Here is a 17,842-nt window from a genome sequence, read left to right on the forward strand (position 1 = left end):
TCATAACATAAAAATAGTAACTTGAAAAACAATATGAAAAATAAAATCCACCTTATAATTTTGCTTTTTATAAGCAGTATTATATCGGTAAAAGCAAGCGTAGCCACAAATAGCAATCTTCCGGACAACGAGGATGAATTTGAAGTACTGATGCAGAAAATCAGGCTCGACTTTGCTAAAAATCCCTCTATTGATGAAGCCTTAAAGAAATACAACGAAACTGACGGTTCATTCACAGATGTAGATTATAGTAGTATTCAGCGTACAAAATGGCCTCCTCTGGAACACGTCGACCGTCTGTACGATTTTGCCTTTGCTTATACAAATTCTAAAAATAAATATTATAAGGATGAAAGCCTCTTCACTAAAATAGAGAAAGGCTTGGAATACTGGCATGAACGTAATCCCTGGTGTCATAACTGGTGGTATAACCAAATAGCAGAACCTCAACGTTTGGGAGTACTACTCATACAACTGCGTATAGGTGAAAAGCACCTGAATACGGAATTGGAAAACAAAATATTGGAAAGAATCAAAACTGACGGAGGCGATCCTGCCAAGTGGACTGGCGCCAATCGTACGGACATTGCCCTGCACTGGATATATCGTGCATGCCTTTCCAAAAATGAAACTGACCTGAAAGTGGCACTCGAGAATGTCTACAATCCTATTGTATATACTACAAAAGAAGGATTTCAACACGACAACAGCTATTTTCAACATGGCAGACAACTTTATATTGGCGGATATGGGGATGAAATCCTGAAAGGGGTTACCCAAATAGCGATGTATACCAAAGGTACCCAGTATGCAATTCCACAAGACAAGTTAGCATTGCTCAGCAAATTCATGCGCGAAACCTATTATGCTACCATACGGGGGCAATATATGCTATTCGATGTACTCGGGAGAGGTGTAAGCCGCCCCGGCGTCACAAAGAAGATACATACAGCTTTATTCGCCAAACGTATGATTGAATTAGATCCGGATCATGCCAATGAATTTAAGGATATTATCGCCCGTCTGGATGGAAAGCAACCGGCCAACCATGCACTCACGTCTAAGCATACTCACTACTTCAGGGGAGATTATACTCTCCATATACGTCCCACATACGCTTTCGACGTTCGCATGGCATCTACCCGCACTGCACGTTGCGAATATGGAAACGGAGAAAACCTGAAGACTTACTTTATGTCCGACGGATGTACCAACATTGTAGTCGACGGAGATGAATATGCCGAAATCTTTCCTGTCTGGAACTGGGCACGCATTCCCGGTACAACGGCTCCACAACTTGATGAAATTCCCATGGCAGCCAGTGACTGGCAAACTCCCGGAACTTCGACTTTTGCCGGAGGTGTATCAGACAGTTTATACGGAGCATCTGTTTATTCATATACAGATTCCTATGCTGAAATCAATACAAGCGCACACAAAGCATGGTTCTTTTTCGACAATGAAGTCGTATGCCTGGGTGCGGGGATACATTCCACATCACAACATCCCGTATTTACAACAATCAATCAATGCCTGTCTTCTACAGAGAATCCCATAATCTGCCAGAAAGGAAAGCTCTCTGATATCCAAGATGGTACTACCGAGTACACCTCTCCCGAATGGATTCTACACAACAAGATAGGATACATATTGCCAAAGGGGCAACAAGTCTTTGTAGCCAATCAACAACAAGAAGGGAACTGGTACGATATTAACCATACCACTTCCAAAGATATCATCCGAAAAAAGATATTCACACTTGGAGTTAATCATGGTATTACACCTGAACAGGCCACTTATGCTTATATCGTTGTACCTGGTATCCGGACAGCTGAAAACATGAAGAGTTACCTGCAAAAAAATAATATTGAGATTCTGGCTAATACAGAAAATGTGCAGGTAGTCAGAAATAAGAAAACAGACATCTGGCAGATGATTTTTTATAATGCAGGAGAGTTTACCCACAAAGACATGACAGTAAAGGTAGACAAAGGCTGTGCTCTAATCATCAAAAAGATTGATAAAGATAAAATAAAACTTCATATTGCTGATCCTGCACAGACACAGTCCAACATAACTGTAAAGATTGATGCTCCCAAACGATCAGGAACTATTAATTGCGACTTCAGCAATAGCGATATATATGCCGGAAGAACCCAAACTTTCGATATCCGGCTTAAATAATCAGACCTTATAAAAGTTAACTGACACAATCCCTCAAAAAGAAGTCTCGACCCTGATTGAATCTTTCATCAGGTCGATACTTCTCTATTTCACTTCGTAAACCGGATACAAAAAGGCAGTAACTTCACAGCTACTGCCCTGTTTTTGAAAGAGGAGTTTCCCTTTCTATTAATTACCAAAAAGAATTCAAATTATTTAAGGCGATACAATAACCAAGAACTTTGGAAATCCTTACGGTTTGAGTATTTAGCCTTGAAAGCATCACGTGCATCGGCAGCAGAAGCTCTATCATTAAAAGTACTAACAATTACACGATACATAGCTGCATCTGAATTAAAAGCAACAACAGCATTGTAACCTTCCTTATCCAAGAAGTTTTTCAGGTTTTCAGCATTAGCTTTCACACCAAAACTACCACAAACCACACTGTAATCTTTCAAACCACCTACGCCAGATACTACTTCTACTTTTTCCTGACGTACACCTGCAGTTGCAACCGGAGTGCTTTCCACTACTCTTGCTTCTACCGGAGCAGTAACTGTCGGAGCTACTTCCACTGGTTCAGCAGTCTGAGGTTCTGCCAGTTCCTGTTGTTTTGCCTTTTCATATGCTTTTTTATAAGCGCTTTCACTTGATTTGCAAGAAGAGAATGCCAATGCAATACACAATCCCATTCCTAAAATTGCTAATTTTTTCATAATCATATCATTTTTGTTAATAAATTCTATATCAATATCTTAACTATATTCAATATTTACGGAATATAGATCGTACTCCTTCATGCTCCAAACGGAGGGATGAGGAACTGAGTTCCTCTATCGTGAAGGTCCGTTCTCCATTTTCCCACCCCATATAGAATGCATAACTTTCGTACTCTACACTTTCAGGCAGCAAAATAATAGAAATTTTATCTCCTTTCAAAGAATAATTCCCAAAAAACGTTTGATAACTACCATTTTTCAATAAACAAATGGCAGAAAAACTGCCTTTCTGAAAATTATAGAAGATACTATCTTGCCGTTTTATGGAACCATCAGCATATTGATACTGCCTTAACTGCCATTTATTATCTAAATCGCCGTCAACATTACTACAAGCTGCCAGTACAAGCATTACCAACCCGATAATCAGAAATATCTTTCTTTTTCGTATCTTCATGTAGCTAATATTCCGAATAATAGGACAAATGTACGCGGAACAATCAATCTGAACGTTACTCTTATAGTTAAATTAAACTAATCGCACTTTTTTTCCTACGATAGAAACCAGTCCGAACCGTGTCAGCCCCGCACCAAGTACATACCAAGTCCGTACCATCTCCGTGTCTATAGAACCGAATTTGCTACAGAGTTGGTACGGACTTGACACGGAGTTGGTCCCTTTCGAAACTGGATAAGAAAAAATAAATGAAAAAAATATATTCAAAAAAAGAAGCTACGTGAACAACTATTCAAAGAAAAATGTTAGTTTTGTAGTATTAACCTCTTTAAAATAGAAAGGAGAACATTATGAAAGGATTAAATGTACTTGTAGCTTTTCTGGGCGGTGCAGCAGTAGGCGCAGCCGTCGGTATTTTATTTGCTCCCGAAAAAGGAGAAGACACTCGTCACAAAATTGCAGAAATCCTCCGTAAAAAGGGAATTCGCCTGAACCGTAGCGAAATGGAAAATCTGGTAGACGAGATTGCAGCAGAAATTAAAGGCGAAGCAGCCGAATAAAACAAAATCTACAAAAAAACAGAGCCACTATGATGTTTGCAGACGATAGAAGTATTGACAACCTCCAGCAGCTATTCATTGAGTTCAAGAAATATCTGAACCTACAAAAAGAATATACTAAACTGGAAATAACTGAGAAACTCTCAATCCTGCTTTCTGCCCTGATATTATTATCAGTGGTTATTATTTTAGGCATGGTGGCACTGTTTTATTTGTCGTTTGCGCTGGCTTATATTTTAGATCCACTCGTAGGCGGACTCATGGTAAGCTTCAGCATCATCGCCTGTTTCCATCTTCTACTGGTTTTATTAGTAATTACCTTCCGCAAAAAACTCATCATCAACCCGATGGTGAATTTTATTGCCGGATTGTTTTTTGATAATGATAATGAAAAATGATACCATCATGAATAATATGCCTGATACTTCTTCCATGACTCTGGAAAGTATTGCATTACAGAAAAAAGAATTACGGAAGAAAATACATGCACAGAAAGAAATCATGACGGATACGGCAAGAGAATTATTTGCTCCGCTTGCACCCGCCGCTGATAAAGGTAATGCTATCATGCGTGCCTTTAATACAGGCATGGCTGTTTTCGACGGATTGATGCTAGGAGTAAAACTAATGAGAAAAGCCAGGAGGATGTTCTCTGCCAAAAGATAAACAGATATTAAAACAAAAAAGCTGCACTTTGTAAAGTGCAGCTTTTTTGTTTTAATTCAATTCTAAGATTACAGATACGTTTCAAGCAACTTCACGCCACCTTCTTCCGGAACAATTGTCACTTCCTGTACAACAGCAGGCAGTAACACCGTTTCACCTGCACGAACAGCAATTTCATTCTGGCTGTCGTCTGTGATGTGGCATGCACCTTCTACACAAATGAAAATCACAAATGAATCCAATTCAGAATAGTCACACGTAATTTCCTCCGTCATATCATAGATGGAAGTAGTGAAGTAAGGACTGGCAACCAATTCTACCGGTTCGTTCTTCAAGTGATCGTATTCAGTACGGAAATCATCTTGTACATCGGAAAAATTAATGGCTTCGATAGCCTGAGTAGTGTGTAACTCACGAGATTTACCTTCTGCGTCTTTCCGGTTATAATCGAAAATACGATAAGTGATATCCGAAGTCTGCTGAATTTCAGCCACGAAAGCACCGGCACCAATACCATGTACACGACCGGCAGGCACATAGAATACATCCCCTGGTTTTACATCACACGTTTGCAGCACTTCAGCAAAAGTTCCATTATAAACTCTTTCCTTGTATTCTTTCGGAGTTATCTGCTCAGAAAAACCGGAAATTAACTTTGCCCCCTTATCTGCAGACACCACATACCACATTTCATTCTTACCAAAAGAATTATGGCGTTTTCTAGCCAGTTCATCTCCCGGATGTACCTGAATAGACAAGTCCAATCTGGCATCTATGAACTTTATTAACAAGGGAAACTTTGTGCCAAAACGAGAATAATTCACTTCACCGACAAGTTCATGACGGTATTTTCCCACCATCTCCGGGAGTGTAAGGCCTTTGTCAGGGCCATTGGCAACAACAGACTCATTGTCTTCTACAGCTGAGATTTCCCAGCTTTCGCCTACTCCGGATAGCGTTTCATTCAATTGCTTAAAAGCAATAATCTTGTCGCCTCCCCAAAGCGTCTGCTTCAGAATAGGCTCAAATTTCAAAGGATACATTCGTAGTTTTTGTTAGAGCTTTAAATAAAAATGTTACATTTTTTTAGATTAACGCGACAAACTTACAAAAAATATCAATTCGCCTCGTAAATGTTAAACGCTAAACTTTCCTAAAATGTTCTTCACATTTCAAGATAAACCCTTGGGAGTACGGAAGAATTTCTTTTTATTTGCAAGAAATTTAATTTTATACCATGGATATGATAAACACCGTGTCAACGGAAAGTAACTTGTCTGGTTTGAACAAGGAAGACTTTCAAAAAGATATAAATAACAAGAAGACTGATTTATTTATTCTTAAAAATGCTCAGGGAATGGAAGTTGCAGTAACTAACTACGGATGCGCTATCCTTTCCATTATGGTCCCCGACAAAAACGGGAAGTATGCTAACGTAATTCTGGGACATGACAGTATAGACCATGTAGTCAACAGCCCCGAACCTTTCCTCAACACTACTATTGGACGCTACGGTAACCGTATAGCCAAAGGAAAGTTCACTCTGTATGGCGAAGAGCACAATCTGACGATCAATAACGGACCTAATTCTCTGCACGGCGGACCCACAGGTTTCCACGCCAGAGTATGGGATGCAGTCCAACCGAATCCGACAACTGTTGTATTCAACTATACATCCGCAGATGGCGAAGAGGGTTTTCCCGGTAATCTGGAAGTAGAAATGACCTATCGTCTGGAAGATGAAACCAATGCACTGGTTATTGAATACCGAGCTACCACAGACAAGGCAACTGTTGTCAACCTCACCAACCACGGCTTCTTCAATCTGGCAGGTATTGCCAATCCCACCCCTACGGTTCTGAACCACACCATAACTATCAACGCTGATCATTATATTCCCATTGACGAAGTGTCCATTCCGACAGGAGAAATCCTGAAGGTAGAAGGTACTCCTATGGATTTCCGCACACCGCACACAATAGGTGAGCGTATTGATGACAAATTCCAGCAATTAGTGAATGGTGCAGGTTATGACCATTGCTATGTACTGAATAAAACTGAGAGTGGCGAATTGAGCCTTGCCGCTACTTATACAGAACCGGAGAGCGGACGTACCATGGAGGTATACACCACAGAAAACGGTGTGCAACTCTACACAGGAAATTGGCTGGGCGGCTTTACCGGCGCACATGGAGCTACTTTCCCTGCACGAAGTGCCGTTTGCTTTGAAGCACAATGTTTCCCCGATACTCCTAACAAACCACATTTCCCGTCGGCAGTATTGCTTCCGGGCGACGAATACCAACAAGTAACTATTTACAAGTTCGGTGTACAAGAATGAATATAACTAACCTAATTTTATAAACTAATAATTTATTAAAAACCATGACACAACAAAAACAGAACGGTAATCTTGTCGCTATCATTACCATGTTCTTTATTTTTGCGATGATTTCCTTTGTTACGAACCTTGCTGCGCCATTCGGTACAATATGGAGAAATGAGTATGCAGGTTCTAACACTTTAGGTATGATGGGAAATATGATGAACTTCCTGGCATATCTGTTTATGGGAATTCCTGCCGGTAACATGCTCGTTAAGATCGGTTACAAAAAGACTGCATTGATTGCAATGGCAGTGGGATTCCTCGGTTTGTTCACACAATACCTTTCCAGTTTATTCGGAGCAAATGTCGAAGTATTCGCCTTCGGTGAATATGTCATCAAGTTAAACTTCGTCATCTATCTGCTGGGTGCATTCATCTGCGGTTTCTGCGTTTGTATGCTTAACACAGTGGTGAACCCGATGCTGAACCTTCTTGGTGGTGGCGGTAACAAAGGTAACCAGTTGATTCAAACAGGTGGAGCTCTTAATTCTTTGTCTGGTACATTGACTCCGCTTTTCGTAGGTGCTTTGATCGGTACAGTAACTTCCAAGACTGCTATGTCGGATGTTGCCCCTCTTCTTTTTGTTGCTATGGGTGTATTCGTAGCCGCATTTATTATCATTTCATTTGTAGCTATCCCTGAGCCACATCTTCAGAAAGGTGGAGCTAAGAAAGAGAAATTCTCTCACAGCCCATGGAGTTTCCGCCACACTGTACTGGGCGTAGTCGGTATCTTCATTTATGTAGGTATCGAAATCGGTATCCCAGGTACACTGAACTTCTATCTTGCCGATGCAAGTGATAAGGGTGCCGGAATTCTGACGAACGGTGCCGCTATCGGTGGTGCTATTGCTGCCATCTACTGGCTGTTAATGCTTGTAGGACGTACTGCAAGTAGCGCCATCAGTGGTAAAGTTTCCAGCCGTACACAGTTAATCGTTGTATCTGCTACCGCTATTGTTTTTGTATTGATTGCTATCTTCACTCCGAAAGATGTAACAGTTTCAATGCCCGGTTACACTGTAGGTGAAGGATTTATGATGGCACAAGTACCTGTCAGCGCATTGTTCCTTGTACTTTGTGGTCTTTGTACTTCTGTAATGTGGGGTGGTATCTTCAACCTTGCAGTAGAAGGATTAGGAAAATATACAGCACAAGCATCCGGTATCTTTATGATGATGGTTGTTGGCGGTGGTGTATTGCCTTTGATCCAACAAAGCATCTCTGACTCTGTAGGTTATATGGCCAGCTACTGGTTGATTATCGCAGCTCTTGCTTATCTGCTGTTCTACGGCTTGGTAGGTTGCAAAAATGTAAATAAAGATATCCCAGTAGAGGATTAACGCAATTAAAAGGTATAGGTAATTAATTTATTCACTCATAAATTTGAAAAGATTATGGATATAGAACACGTAAGAAGCCGTTTCATCAAGCATTTTGACGGAACAACAGGAGCAGTTTATGCTTCTCCGGGACGCATCAACCTCATTGGTGAGCATACAGACTATAACGGTGGTTTTGTATTCCCCGGAGCAATCGATAAAGGCATGATTGCTGAAATTAAACCGAATGGCACAGACATTGTAAAAGCTTATTCCATCGATCTGAAGGATTATGTGGAATTCGGTTTGAAAGAAGAAGACGCTCCCCGTGCAAGCTGGGCAAGATATATCTTCGGCGTATGTCGTGAGATGATTAAGCGTGGCGTTGATGTAAAGGGCTTCAATACAGCTTTCTCCGGTGATGTGCCTTTGGGTGCAGGTATGTCTTCCTCTGCCGCTTTGGAAAGTACATATGCGTATGCATTAAATGATCTGTTCGGTGACAACAAGATAGACAAGTTTGAACTAGCTAAAGTAGGTCAGGCAACTGAGCATAACTATTGCGGTGTAAACTGTGGTATTATGGACCAGTTCGCTTCCGTATTTGGCAAGCAAGGCAGCCTTATCCGTCTGGACTGCCGTTCACTGGAGTATCAATACTTCCCATTCGATCCGAAAGGCTATCGTCTGGTATTGGTAGACTCTGTAGTTAAACACGAATTGGCTTCTTCTGCATACAACAAGCGTCGTCAAAGCTGCGAAGCTGCTGTTGCCGCTATCCAGAAGAAACATCCGCACGTAGAATTCCTGCGCGACTGTACAATGGAGATGTTGCAAGAGTCAAAAGCTGAAATCAGCGAAGAAGACTTCATGCGTGCAGAGTATGTAATCGAAGAAATCCAACGCGTACTCGATGTTTGTGATGCATTGGAAAGAGGTGATTACGAAACTGTAGGCCAGAAAATGTATGAGACACATCATGGTATGAGCAAACTTTACGAAGTAAGCTGCGAAGAGCTCGACTTCCTGAATGATCTTGCATTTGACTGCGGAGTAACAGGTTCACGTGTGATGGGCGGTGGCTTCGGTGGTTGCACAATCAACCTGGTGAAAGAGGAGTTGTATGATACATTCATCCAGAATGCCAAGGATAAGTTTAAAGAAAAATTCGGCAGAAGCCCTAAAGTTTATGATGTAGTCATCAGCGATGGTGCTCGCAGATTAGTTTAAAAACATCCAACTCAATTTAAAAGGGCGTCTTCCCATCACGGGGAGACGCCCTTCTCTTTTCAGCCTTTTTCAAATAAGCTAATTAACTAGCCTAACCTAACTTTATTCATTAATTTCATCCTTTCTTAAAAATGTAGACAGCAAATGTATTGGGTTCAAGCTCTACCTCCAGTACCTGTCCGTCAATAGAAACCGGAATTTCCTGGGGCTGAATAGCAGATGGCTGTTCAATCGTATTATCTTTATTGGGATTAGCTGAACGCAGCTTTATACAACGACCGTCAGACAATACATCTTGCTTCTTCAATCCTTCAAACTTCAATGATAAGGGCCGAGCTTTATCGGAAGTATTGGCCACTTTCACTATAATCTCTTTTTTATCCTTATCATAAACAGCACTTGCAAACAAGCCATTCTGTCCCTCAGTACCTGCTACAGGCTTTTTATCCATAGTAAGGGAAAGTACATTGGTGCCTTTATGGTGCCCGTAGAGTTGCTGGACATAGTAACTTACAGTACGTACCGAGTTCAGATTATCAAACCAGATCATATCTGGACGCCACTGCCATCCTTCCACATGAGCAAACAGAGGAGCATAAGTAGCCATGTGTACAATATCGGCATTACGTTCCAACCCCGTCATAAAAGCAGCTTCAAGCAAGGCAGCGTTGAAATGGTTCCACTTCTTACCTTTACCATGACAAGCATATTCACCGGCGAATACTTTCGGACCTTTACGGTCATAGTTATCATAACGTGTTCCCTGATTCAGGAACCAGTTCTCAGGACGATAGAAATGTTCATCCACCAGATCCACTTTCAAACGCTTCATTTCCGGCCACAAATATTCAAACTGCTTTCCTTCAGAATCAGGCCCCGAACTTCCGATAATCTTGATATCGGGATAAACTTTACGGATAGCTTTAATAAATGGTTCGAGATGTTCAGGATATTCCGGTCCCCATTGTTCGTTACCAATACCAATGAACTTCAGGTTGAACGGTGCAGGGTGTCCCATATCTGCACGAAGTTTTCCCCACTTTGTTGTCACATCACCATTGGCAAATTCAATCAGATCAAGAGCATCCTGCACATAGCTATCCAAATCGCAAACAGCCACATGTGCCTCTGCATCAGAATTCTGGAACTGGCAAGACAGACCACAACTCAACACAGGAAGCGGCTCTGCTCCTATTTCCTCCGAAAGCTGGAAGAATTCAAAGAATCCCAATCCGTAGCTTTGGAAATAATCGGGATAGAAACGATGCGGGAAAGTATATTCCCAACGGTTCTCATTCAACGGGCGGTTCTCTACCGGACCTACAGACTTCTTCCAGTCATAGCGTGTAGCTAAATCTGTCCCTTCTACAATACATCCACCGGGAAAGCGGAACACACCCGGCTTGATATCAGCCAAAGCTTGCGCAAGGTCTTTACGCAAACCATTCTCATGTCCCTTCCAGGTATCGACCGGGAAAAGAGAGACATGCTCCAAATCAACCGTACCCTTTGATGCAAGGAAAATACGAAGAGTCGCCTTCGGATCAGTTATACCTGGTTTTAGGATAACCTGATACTTTTTCCATTCTTTCGAATCAACCGTCAATGTCTCAGTAGCAAAAGCATGGTGCTCACCCATAGATTTAGTATCTACAAGTTCAATACGGATTTTTTCGGATGTTCCGCCTTGGGGCAAACGTGCCCAAACAGAGAAGCGATACTCCTCTCCTGCTTTTACACCGATACCGAAGAAACCTTCATTATCCAATCCCGTATGCTTATGCGGATGGCCCGGGTCAGCCAAACGGACATAGTGCGGATTCCTTTCAAAAGGACCGTCATCTTGAAGCGTTACATTACCAAAGGTTTTCCATCCCATCAGATGTTGTGGGAACTCAAACGAACGGTTCTTCACTAACTCGGCATAAAGTCCGCCGTCAGCGGCATAGTTGATATCCTCAAAGAACAACCCATACATAGTAGGCTGAATCTCTGCGCCCAGTTTCTTGGTTTGTATCACAAACTCATTGGTTTGTGCCTGAAGCGCCATACCTGTGGTAAGTATCAGCGCCGCTAATAATCCAGTGTATCTTTTCATGATTTTAAAATAAAATTATAATTGGTTATTTAGTTCTTTTTCCCCATACGGAGCGCCCACGGCTATCCAGCCCTGTAAAGAGGACAGTTTCCGTTTCATTCTCCCAGTCGTGCCCTGCAAACACAATCAGGTTCTTCACCACTTCTCCATTGAGTGTCAGTTGTAAGGATTGGTCTTCTTTGGCAAAATCCCAGGTTCCTTGATCTTCTCCTAACTTTCCATCTTTCTCCAGATATAAGAGGTGGGACATGTTCCATTCTTCATCTTGTAGTTCACCTTCACCCCACAATATCTGTCCGGCTTCCAGTTTGCGTTCATACAGAGGTTCCTGTACACGGATAATTTCCCACTCGCCCACTAAATCTACCGCAGAGAACTCCCGGGAATTACTACCAGCATAACGTTCAGGCGATACGACAGGCCATCCGTCTTTAGTAAAAAAGACTTGTCGCACATGGAGATCCATCATCTGGTTTTGCGGTGACAAGCGTCCCTGATGAGCCATGAAATATTGTCCGTCATCTGAAGTGAATACAGCACAATGCGCTGTGCCCGCCCAACCCGGATGGTTCTTGAAACGGTAAGGAGCTGTCAGGATAGGAAAGTTATTCGTCGTATCTTTCAGCTCTTTTCCGAAGTAATCAATGAACGGTCCTTCCGCTTTGTCTGAACGTCCTACACGTACATTGTAGGTTGTCATCAACGGATCATAGGATACAAACAGATAGTATTCTTTCAAATCCGGATTATAGATAATTTCCGGAGCTTCCAGATTATCCTTTTTATAATTGGCGCGACGGGCTACCAGATGTCCTCTGTCACCATCCAGCATAGGAAGACCGGTTTCCGGATTCAGTTCCACACAATACAGACCACCGAAGAATGAACCGTAATGCATCCACCACTTACCATTTGAAGGATCTACAGTAATAGTGGGATCAATAGCATTCATGGCTGTCGTATCATCTGTCTTAGCAGCACACCCGGCCAACGTCCAAGGACCTTCGGGCGAATCTGATTCTGCCAATCCGATATAGGAAGTCTTTCGTCCAAACGCTGAAACACAGTAATACAATCTATACTTATTATTATAAGGAATGATATAAGGCGCCCAGATATTTGTCGCCCCATGCCCTCCTGCATGAGAGCGTACCCACTCTACCGCTTCCTGCGGAATCTCGGGCAATGCCCAACCCAGAAATTCCCAATTCACCAGATCTTTGGAACGGCGCATCTGAATAAAGCCCAAAGGCACACCCTTTTCTTTTGCTTCTTTACGATTTTCCCGGAAGATGGCATCCGTGGAATACATATAATAATAGTCGCCCAGTTTGCGACACGACGGATCGTGTACATTGTAAGTTCCCCATGAGCGGTAATTGTCCATAGAAGACAAAACCGAATAGTCATCCTGCCAAGGATTGGGCGAAACCACAGGAGCAAAAACCGGAGAATCACAACCGATAAACAAAGTTCCCAAGGACAGTGCAACTACGCATAACAATTTTTTCATAATACCAGCTAATTAAAAATTATAATGCAAATGTACGCCACGTCTGAAACTGTAGAGGTGGAGATATGACCTTTTAAGGTGGACAATCCTCCAACTTACAAAAAAGATCGTAAACTTTTTACGACCATCACAAGTAATCTATTAACTTTGCTTGTGCTAATACCAAATGATAAAACAATGCATAAGTTTTTCTATCTTATTTATCTATATATCGCTTTAGTAAGCCCCGCTTTCTTGCAAGCGCAAGAGTCTTTTACCAATCGATATAATGCAATCTATATAACAATGAATGAAGGGCTTCCCAACAACTTTGTCGATGATATATACAAGGATCGCCAAGGCTTCCTTTGGATTTCAATGTCGGGTGGCGGACTATCCAGATATGACGGCTACGAATTCATTAACTTCACCCTAGCCACCCCACATTGCCGACTTAAAAGCAATTTCATACGCAAAGTCCACGAAGATAACTTCCAACGTCTTTGGGTTGTATCGGAAGGAGGTACGGATATTATTGACCTAGCAACCATGCAATCCATACTACCCTATGATCCCAATAAGAAACTGGAAGAACTCATTCGGCAACCAGCTTTTATGGTCACACAAGATGCCAACGGATGCATCTGGCTGTATTGTGGTAGTAACCTGCACCACATTGCTTTCCACGACAACGGAATAATAAAAAGTATCCATTCGATAGAAATTCCCAATCCTCACCGATATGACATCTACTTCAAGGATGTGGAAAACGAGGGGAAAATATGGATAGGTACCAAAGGCCAACTTTACAAAGTGGGAATAACCCCAAAAGGCGAACTGGAAAAGACACCGATTGCAGACTGCCTTAGTTTTGCTCCGGATATCTCTTTCACAGACTTTATTGCCAAAGAAAATGAAATATGGATTACCACCGACAAAGGATTGTTCCGATACAACAAGAACAAAAATATGGTAAAACAATACGTGCATATCCCCGATGACCCGAACTCTCTCTCACAAAACTTCCTGACTTGCCTTGCCGTAACCAACGACAAGCAATTACTGATTGCCAGTCTGAAAGGCATCAACGTCTACAACCCCATCAAAGACAACTTTGAACGTATCAACGACCAGGCATCCAATACCGGAAGCAGACTGCTGAACAGTAATTTCATCAACTGCATCACAGTAGAAGGAAATCATATCTGGGTGGGCACTGAAAGTGGCGGCATCAACAAAATAAGTGTCAAACGCCTGTCAGTACAGAACTACCTGCACGACAACAAAAACCCTCAAACTATCTCTCACAATCCGGTGAACACCATCTATGAAGACCACGATGGCAACCTATGGGTAGGCACAGTGGAAGGAGGATTGAACAAAAAAGTGGCCGGAAGCGACAACTTTATACATTATACGCACGAAAGTGGTTCGCTCACACACAACTCGGTAAGCGCCATCACTGCCGATGAGCAAAGAAGACTATGGGTCGGAACCTGGGGTGGCGGCATTAACCTTATCGACCCACAACACCCACAACACCCAATAGAGGTCATCACAGCCGAAAATCCCGACAACTACCTTATAAACTTTATCGGAGCATTGACCTACGATTCCATAAACAGTGTCATGTGGATTGGCGCCAATCATGGAATCTACTTCTACGACCTGAAACATAAGCAACTACAGTCACCGTTCGCCAACCAAGCCGCTGAAAAGATACGCGGTTGCATCGGTTCTATCATAGACAAAGACGGGCAATTATGGATAGGCTGTCTGGACGGTGTCTATATCATCGACCTCCACTCCCGCTCTACCTCTTCTACCGGTAGTTCATTCCAATACCGCCATCTGAAATACAAGTTGGACAACCCTTCTTCCGGACTGATAGAAAAAATTATTTGCCTCTGCGAAGCCAAAGACGGCACAATATGGTTGGGAAGCAACGGTTACGGTCTCTACAAGCGTATACAGAACGAGTATGGAAAAGAGCAATTCATCTGCTATAGCCCCCAGGACGGACTACCCGGCAACAGCGTCCGCGGCATTCTGGAAGATGAGAAAGGGTACCTTTGGATAGCAACCAACAACGGGCTGTCTCACTTTCATCCCGCAGAAGAGCGTTTCGTCAACTACAACTGGCAGGATGGGCTTGCCGATACCCAATTCTATCTGAATGCCTCTTACCGTTCTCCCGACAACAAGCTCTACTTTGGCACGGTAGCCGGCTTGGTTGCCATAGACAGCAGGCTACCCACTGTTCCCTCCCAGGCCTCGCACGTACGGTTCACCCGTTTGAAAATAGCTAATGAAGAGATCTTCCCCGGCAATGAATACCTGCCACAGGACATCGCTGTAAGCAAGGAAATCTGCATCCACGAACGTGAGAAATCTTTCTCTCTGGAATTTTCCGCACTTAATTACGAAGCCAATCATACTGCCACTTACAGCTACCGGCTACTCGGCTTCGACAACCGCTGGATACACGTGCCCGACAACCGGCGTTTTGCCACCTATACCAACCTGTCTCCGGACAACTATACACTGCAAGTGAAATATACGCCCTACAACCCTGCCGAAAACCAAGAAGAAGAGATAACGGAACTTCAAATTACCATCCTCCCCTACTTCTACAAGACGGCATGGTTCACGCTCCTGGTTATCATTCTTATAACATTTCTCGTCTGGCAATTCTACCAATGGCGCATACGAAACCTGAAAGAGCAAAAAGAAAGGCTGCACCAAAAGGTGGAACAACGTACCCATGAACTGAAAATGCAAAAGCAGCTGCTGGAGGAGAAGACCGAAGAACTGTCGCGCCAAAATCAGATGTTGAAGCAACAGAACGAAAAAATTACGCAGCAAAAGACACAACTCGCCAAAATGACACACAAAATACAAGAGCTTACGTTGGATAAGATTGCATTCTTCACCAATATCACACACGAATTCCGCACTCCGATTACTCTGATTATCGGTCCTATAGAACGTGCATTGAAGCTAAGCTACAATCCGCAAGTCATTGAACAGCTTCATTTTGTGGAACGAAACTCCAAATACCTGCTGTCGCTGGTCAATCAGCTGATGGACTTCCGAAAAGTGGAATCGGGCAAACTGGAGATATCGAAAACGAAAAACAATTTCCTGAAATTCGTCAACGAGCTGATTGTGCCTTTCGAAGTCTTTGCCCAAGAAAGAAACATTACCTTAAAGCGTTATTACCGGATGCCTTTGCCGGAAATACCCTATGACGAAGAAGCGATGCACAAGGTTTTGACCAACCTGCTGAGCAATGCCATCAAATTCACGCCCAATGGCGGAAACGTATCCATCTTCATTGCCTTGCTGCCCACGGACACCAATGAAAAATCCACGCTCTACATTTGTATCAGCGATACCGGAAGCGGTATTCCCGAAGAGGACATCAGCAAGATATTCAACCGTTTCTACCAGTCGCAAGGACAAACCAAATATCCAATGTACGGGCAGGCGGGAAGCGGCATCGGGCTCTACTTGTGCAAACGCATCGTACAGATGCACGGCGGTGAAATCCATGCGCAGAACAACCACGCCTCCGGCTGCTCACTGCGCATCCTCCTGCCGGTAACTCCGGAAAGCAATACAACAGGAACTGCTACCGAAGTCCTTCCGCAACCGGCCGTTGCCAACAAAACAGCACCCATACCCCCAAGCACCGGAAAAGTGCTGACGATTCTGGTCGTAGAAGACAATGCCGATATGCGCGGATACATCCGTTCCATCCTGCGAGACAAATACAATGTGCTCGAAGCGGCACACGGTGAAGAGGCTTTAAGTATATTGAACACCTATGCGGTAGACTTTATCATCAGCGACTTGATGATGCCCGTCATGGACGGCATTGAACTGTCTCGTCAAGTAAAGGAAAACTTTGCCATCTCCCACATTCCTTTCCTGATGCTCACCGCCAAGACCTCACCGGAGTCACGGCTGGAAAGTTACCGCACGGGAGTAGACGAATACCTGCTGAAGCCTTTTAATGAAACGCTGCTGCTGACCCGCATAGAGAACATTTTGGAGAACCGCAAGCGCTATCAGAAGAAATTTGCCATAGCGATGGATGTGGAAACCCTGAATATGGAAGAAGAGTCGGGTGACAAGAAGTTCCTCAACCACATCATGGAAGTTGTCAAAGAGAACTACAAGAATTCCTATTTTGAGGTCGGTGACTTTTGCGAAGCGGCAGGTGTCAGCAAGAGCCTGCTGAACAAAAAACTGCAAAGCCTCATCGGACAATCGGCCGGACAATTCATACGCAACTACCGCCTGAACATCGCCCGCGAACTGCTGCTGAAGAACCGAGAAAGCAAAAGCATGAACATTGCTGAAATTGCCTATGAAGTAGGATTCAACGATCCTAAATACTTCACCCGCTGCTTCACCAAATACTTCAATACGACCCCCAGCGCACTGCTCAATCAAGAAGAATAGAAAATTTCAACAAAAAGAACCTATAAGTATGCTGTTTACAGACCCTTTTAAGAACGGTGCTGAATAGGTTTTATACTTAGGGTATCTTTGTATACGACTGAGATACCCCTTCATAAGACATTCTGAGAGGGGAGTATCCTATCATCATCTGATAGCATGAATCTCACTCATCAAGTTAGAAAAATATTAAAACAAAGCATCTGTCAGAAAACGCAATAAAACGTATATTTTACACTTAAAACGCCGTTTATCCACCTCTAAAACTCATTTGTCCAC

At 43.0% G+C, this 17,842-nt stretch carries 13 protein-coding genes; 8 read left to right on the forward strand and 5 right to left on the reverse strand.

From position 1 onward, the window contains the following. The first annotated feature begins 33 nt into the window (after positions 1-33). Entirely contained in the window at positions 34-2,184 is a 2,151-nt protein-coding gene (locus BWI44_RS20920; protein ID WP_115501721.1) for a polysaccharide lyase 8 family protein, read from the forward strand. Between the two features lie 191 nt (positions 2,185-2,375). Here BWI44_RS20920 and BWI44_RS20925 read toward each other — a convergent pair whose 3' ends face one another. Then, positions 2,376-2,882, reverse strand: a complete 507-nt coding sequence (locus tag BWI44_RS20925) for an SPOR domain-containing protein (RefSeq protein WP_021967826.1) — start codon at positions 2,880-2,882, stop codon at positions 2,376-2,378. A 49-nt stretch (positions 2,883-2,931) separates the two neighbouring features. After that, positions 2,932-3,342 carry a lipocalin-like domain-containing protein gene (locus BWI44_RS20930; RefSeq protein ID WP_007663830.1) on the reverse strand — a complete coding sequence of 137 codons (411 nt, stop codon included), beginning with the start codon at positions 3,340-3,342 and terminating at the stop codon, positions 2,932-2,934. A 350-nt stretch (positions 3,343-3,692) separates the two neighbouring features. Here BWI44_RS20930 and BWI44_RS20935 point away from each other — a divergent pair, with 350 nt between their 5' ends. From BWI44_RS20935 to BWI44_RS20945, 3 genes are read left to right on the forward strand one after another with little or no spacing between them, the layout of a single operon-like run. Then, positions 3,693-3,902, forward strand: a complete 210-nt coding sequence (locus BWI44_RS20935; protein ID WP_022392514.1) for a YtxH domain-containing protein — start codon at positions 3,693-3,695, stop codon at positions 3,900-3,902. A 32-nt stretch (positions 3,903-3,934) separates the two neighbouring features. Further along, complete coding sequence (locus BWI44_RS20940) at positions 3,935-4,300, forward strand: phage holin family protein (protein ID WP_044155033.1); 366 nt, start codon at positions 3,935-3,937, stop codon at positions 4,298-4,300. Further along, positions 4,284-4,568, forward strand: coding sequence for a hypothetical protein (locus BWI44_RS20945; protein ID WP_007663834.1), 285 nt, complete (start codon positions 4,284-4,286; stop codon positions 4,566-4,568). Before BWI44_RS20940 ends, BWI44_RS20945 begins: the two co-directional genes overlap by 17 nt. Before the next feature lie 68 nt (positions 4,569-4,636). On the opposite strand, the gene BWI44_RS20950 is transcribed toward BWI44_RS20945, so the two are convergent. Further along, on the reverse strand, positions 4,637-5,611 hold the full coding sequence (locus BWI44_RS20950) for a type I phosphomannose isomerase catalytic subunit (RefSeq protein ID WP_007663835.1): 975 nt from the start codon (positions 5,609-5,611) through the stop codon (positions 4,637-4,639). A 200-nt stretch (positions 5,612-5,811) separates the two neighbouring features. Between BWI44_RS20950 and BWI44_RS20955 the strand changes: the two genes are divergently transcribed. The 3 genes from BWI44_RS20955 to galK are packed head-to-tail and all read left to right on the forward strand — an operon-like array spanning position 5,812 to position 9,506. Further along, complete coding sequence (locus tag BWI44_RS20955; protein WP_118424385.1) at positions 5,812-6,909, forward strand: aldose epimerase family protein; 1,098 nt, start codon at positions 5,812-5,814, stop codon at positions 6,907-6,909. 44 nt (positions 6,910-6,953) lie between these two features. Beyond that, positions 6,954-8,297: an MFS transporter gene (locus BWI44_RS20960; protein ID WP_007663838.1), complete on the forward strand. Its 1,344-nt coding sequence runs from the start codon at positions 6,954-6,956 to the stop codon at positions 8,295-8,297. 54 nt (positions 8,298-8,351) lie between these two features. Next, positions 8,352-9,506 carry a galactokinase gene (gene galK / locus BWI44_RS20965; protein WP_195209144.1) on the forward strand — a complete coding sequence of 385 codons (1,155 nt, stop codon included), beginning with the start codon at positions 8,352-8,354 and terminating at the stop codon, positions 9,504-9,506. Positions 9,507-9,621: 115 nt separating this feature from the next. On the opposite strand, the gene BWI44_RS20970 is transcribed toward galK, so the two are convergent. Continuing rightward, positions 9,622-11,604: an alpha-L-arabinofuranosidase family protein gene (locus BWI44_RS20970; RefSeq protein WP_286816328.1), complete on the reverse strand. Its 1,983-nt coding sequence runs from the start codon at positions 11,602-11,604 to the stop codon at positions 9,622-9,624. Positions 11,605-11,629: 25 nt separating this feature from the next. Continuing rightward, positions 11,630-13,117 carry an arabinan endo-1,5-alpha-L-arabinosidase gene (locus BWI44_RS20975; protein ID WP_195209142.1) on the reverse strand — a complete coding sequence of 496 codons (1,488 nt, stop codon included), beginning with the start codon at positions 13,115-13,117 and terminating at the stop codon, positions 11,630-11,632. A 177-nt stretch (positions 13,118-13,294) separates the two neighbouring features. Between BWI44_RS20975 and BWI44_RS20980 the strand changes: the two genes are divergently transcribed. After that, positions 13,295-17,566 (forward strand): hybrid sensor histidine kinase/response regulator transcription factor, encoded by a 4,272-nt coding sequence (locus BWI44_RS20980; protein WP_195209141.1) that lies wholly within the window; start codon positions 13,295-13,297, stop codon positions 17,564-17,566. The last annotated feature ends 276 nt before the right edge of the window (positions 17,567-17,842 follow it).

The organism is Bacteroides sp. Phil13 (assembly GCF_001940965.1).
Lineage (GTDB): Bacteria > Bacteroidota > Bacteroidia > Bacteroidales > Bacteroidaceae > Bacteroides > Bacteroides intestinalis.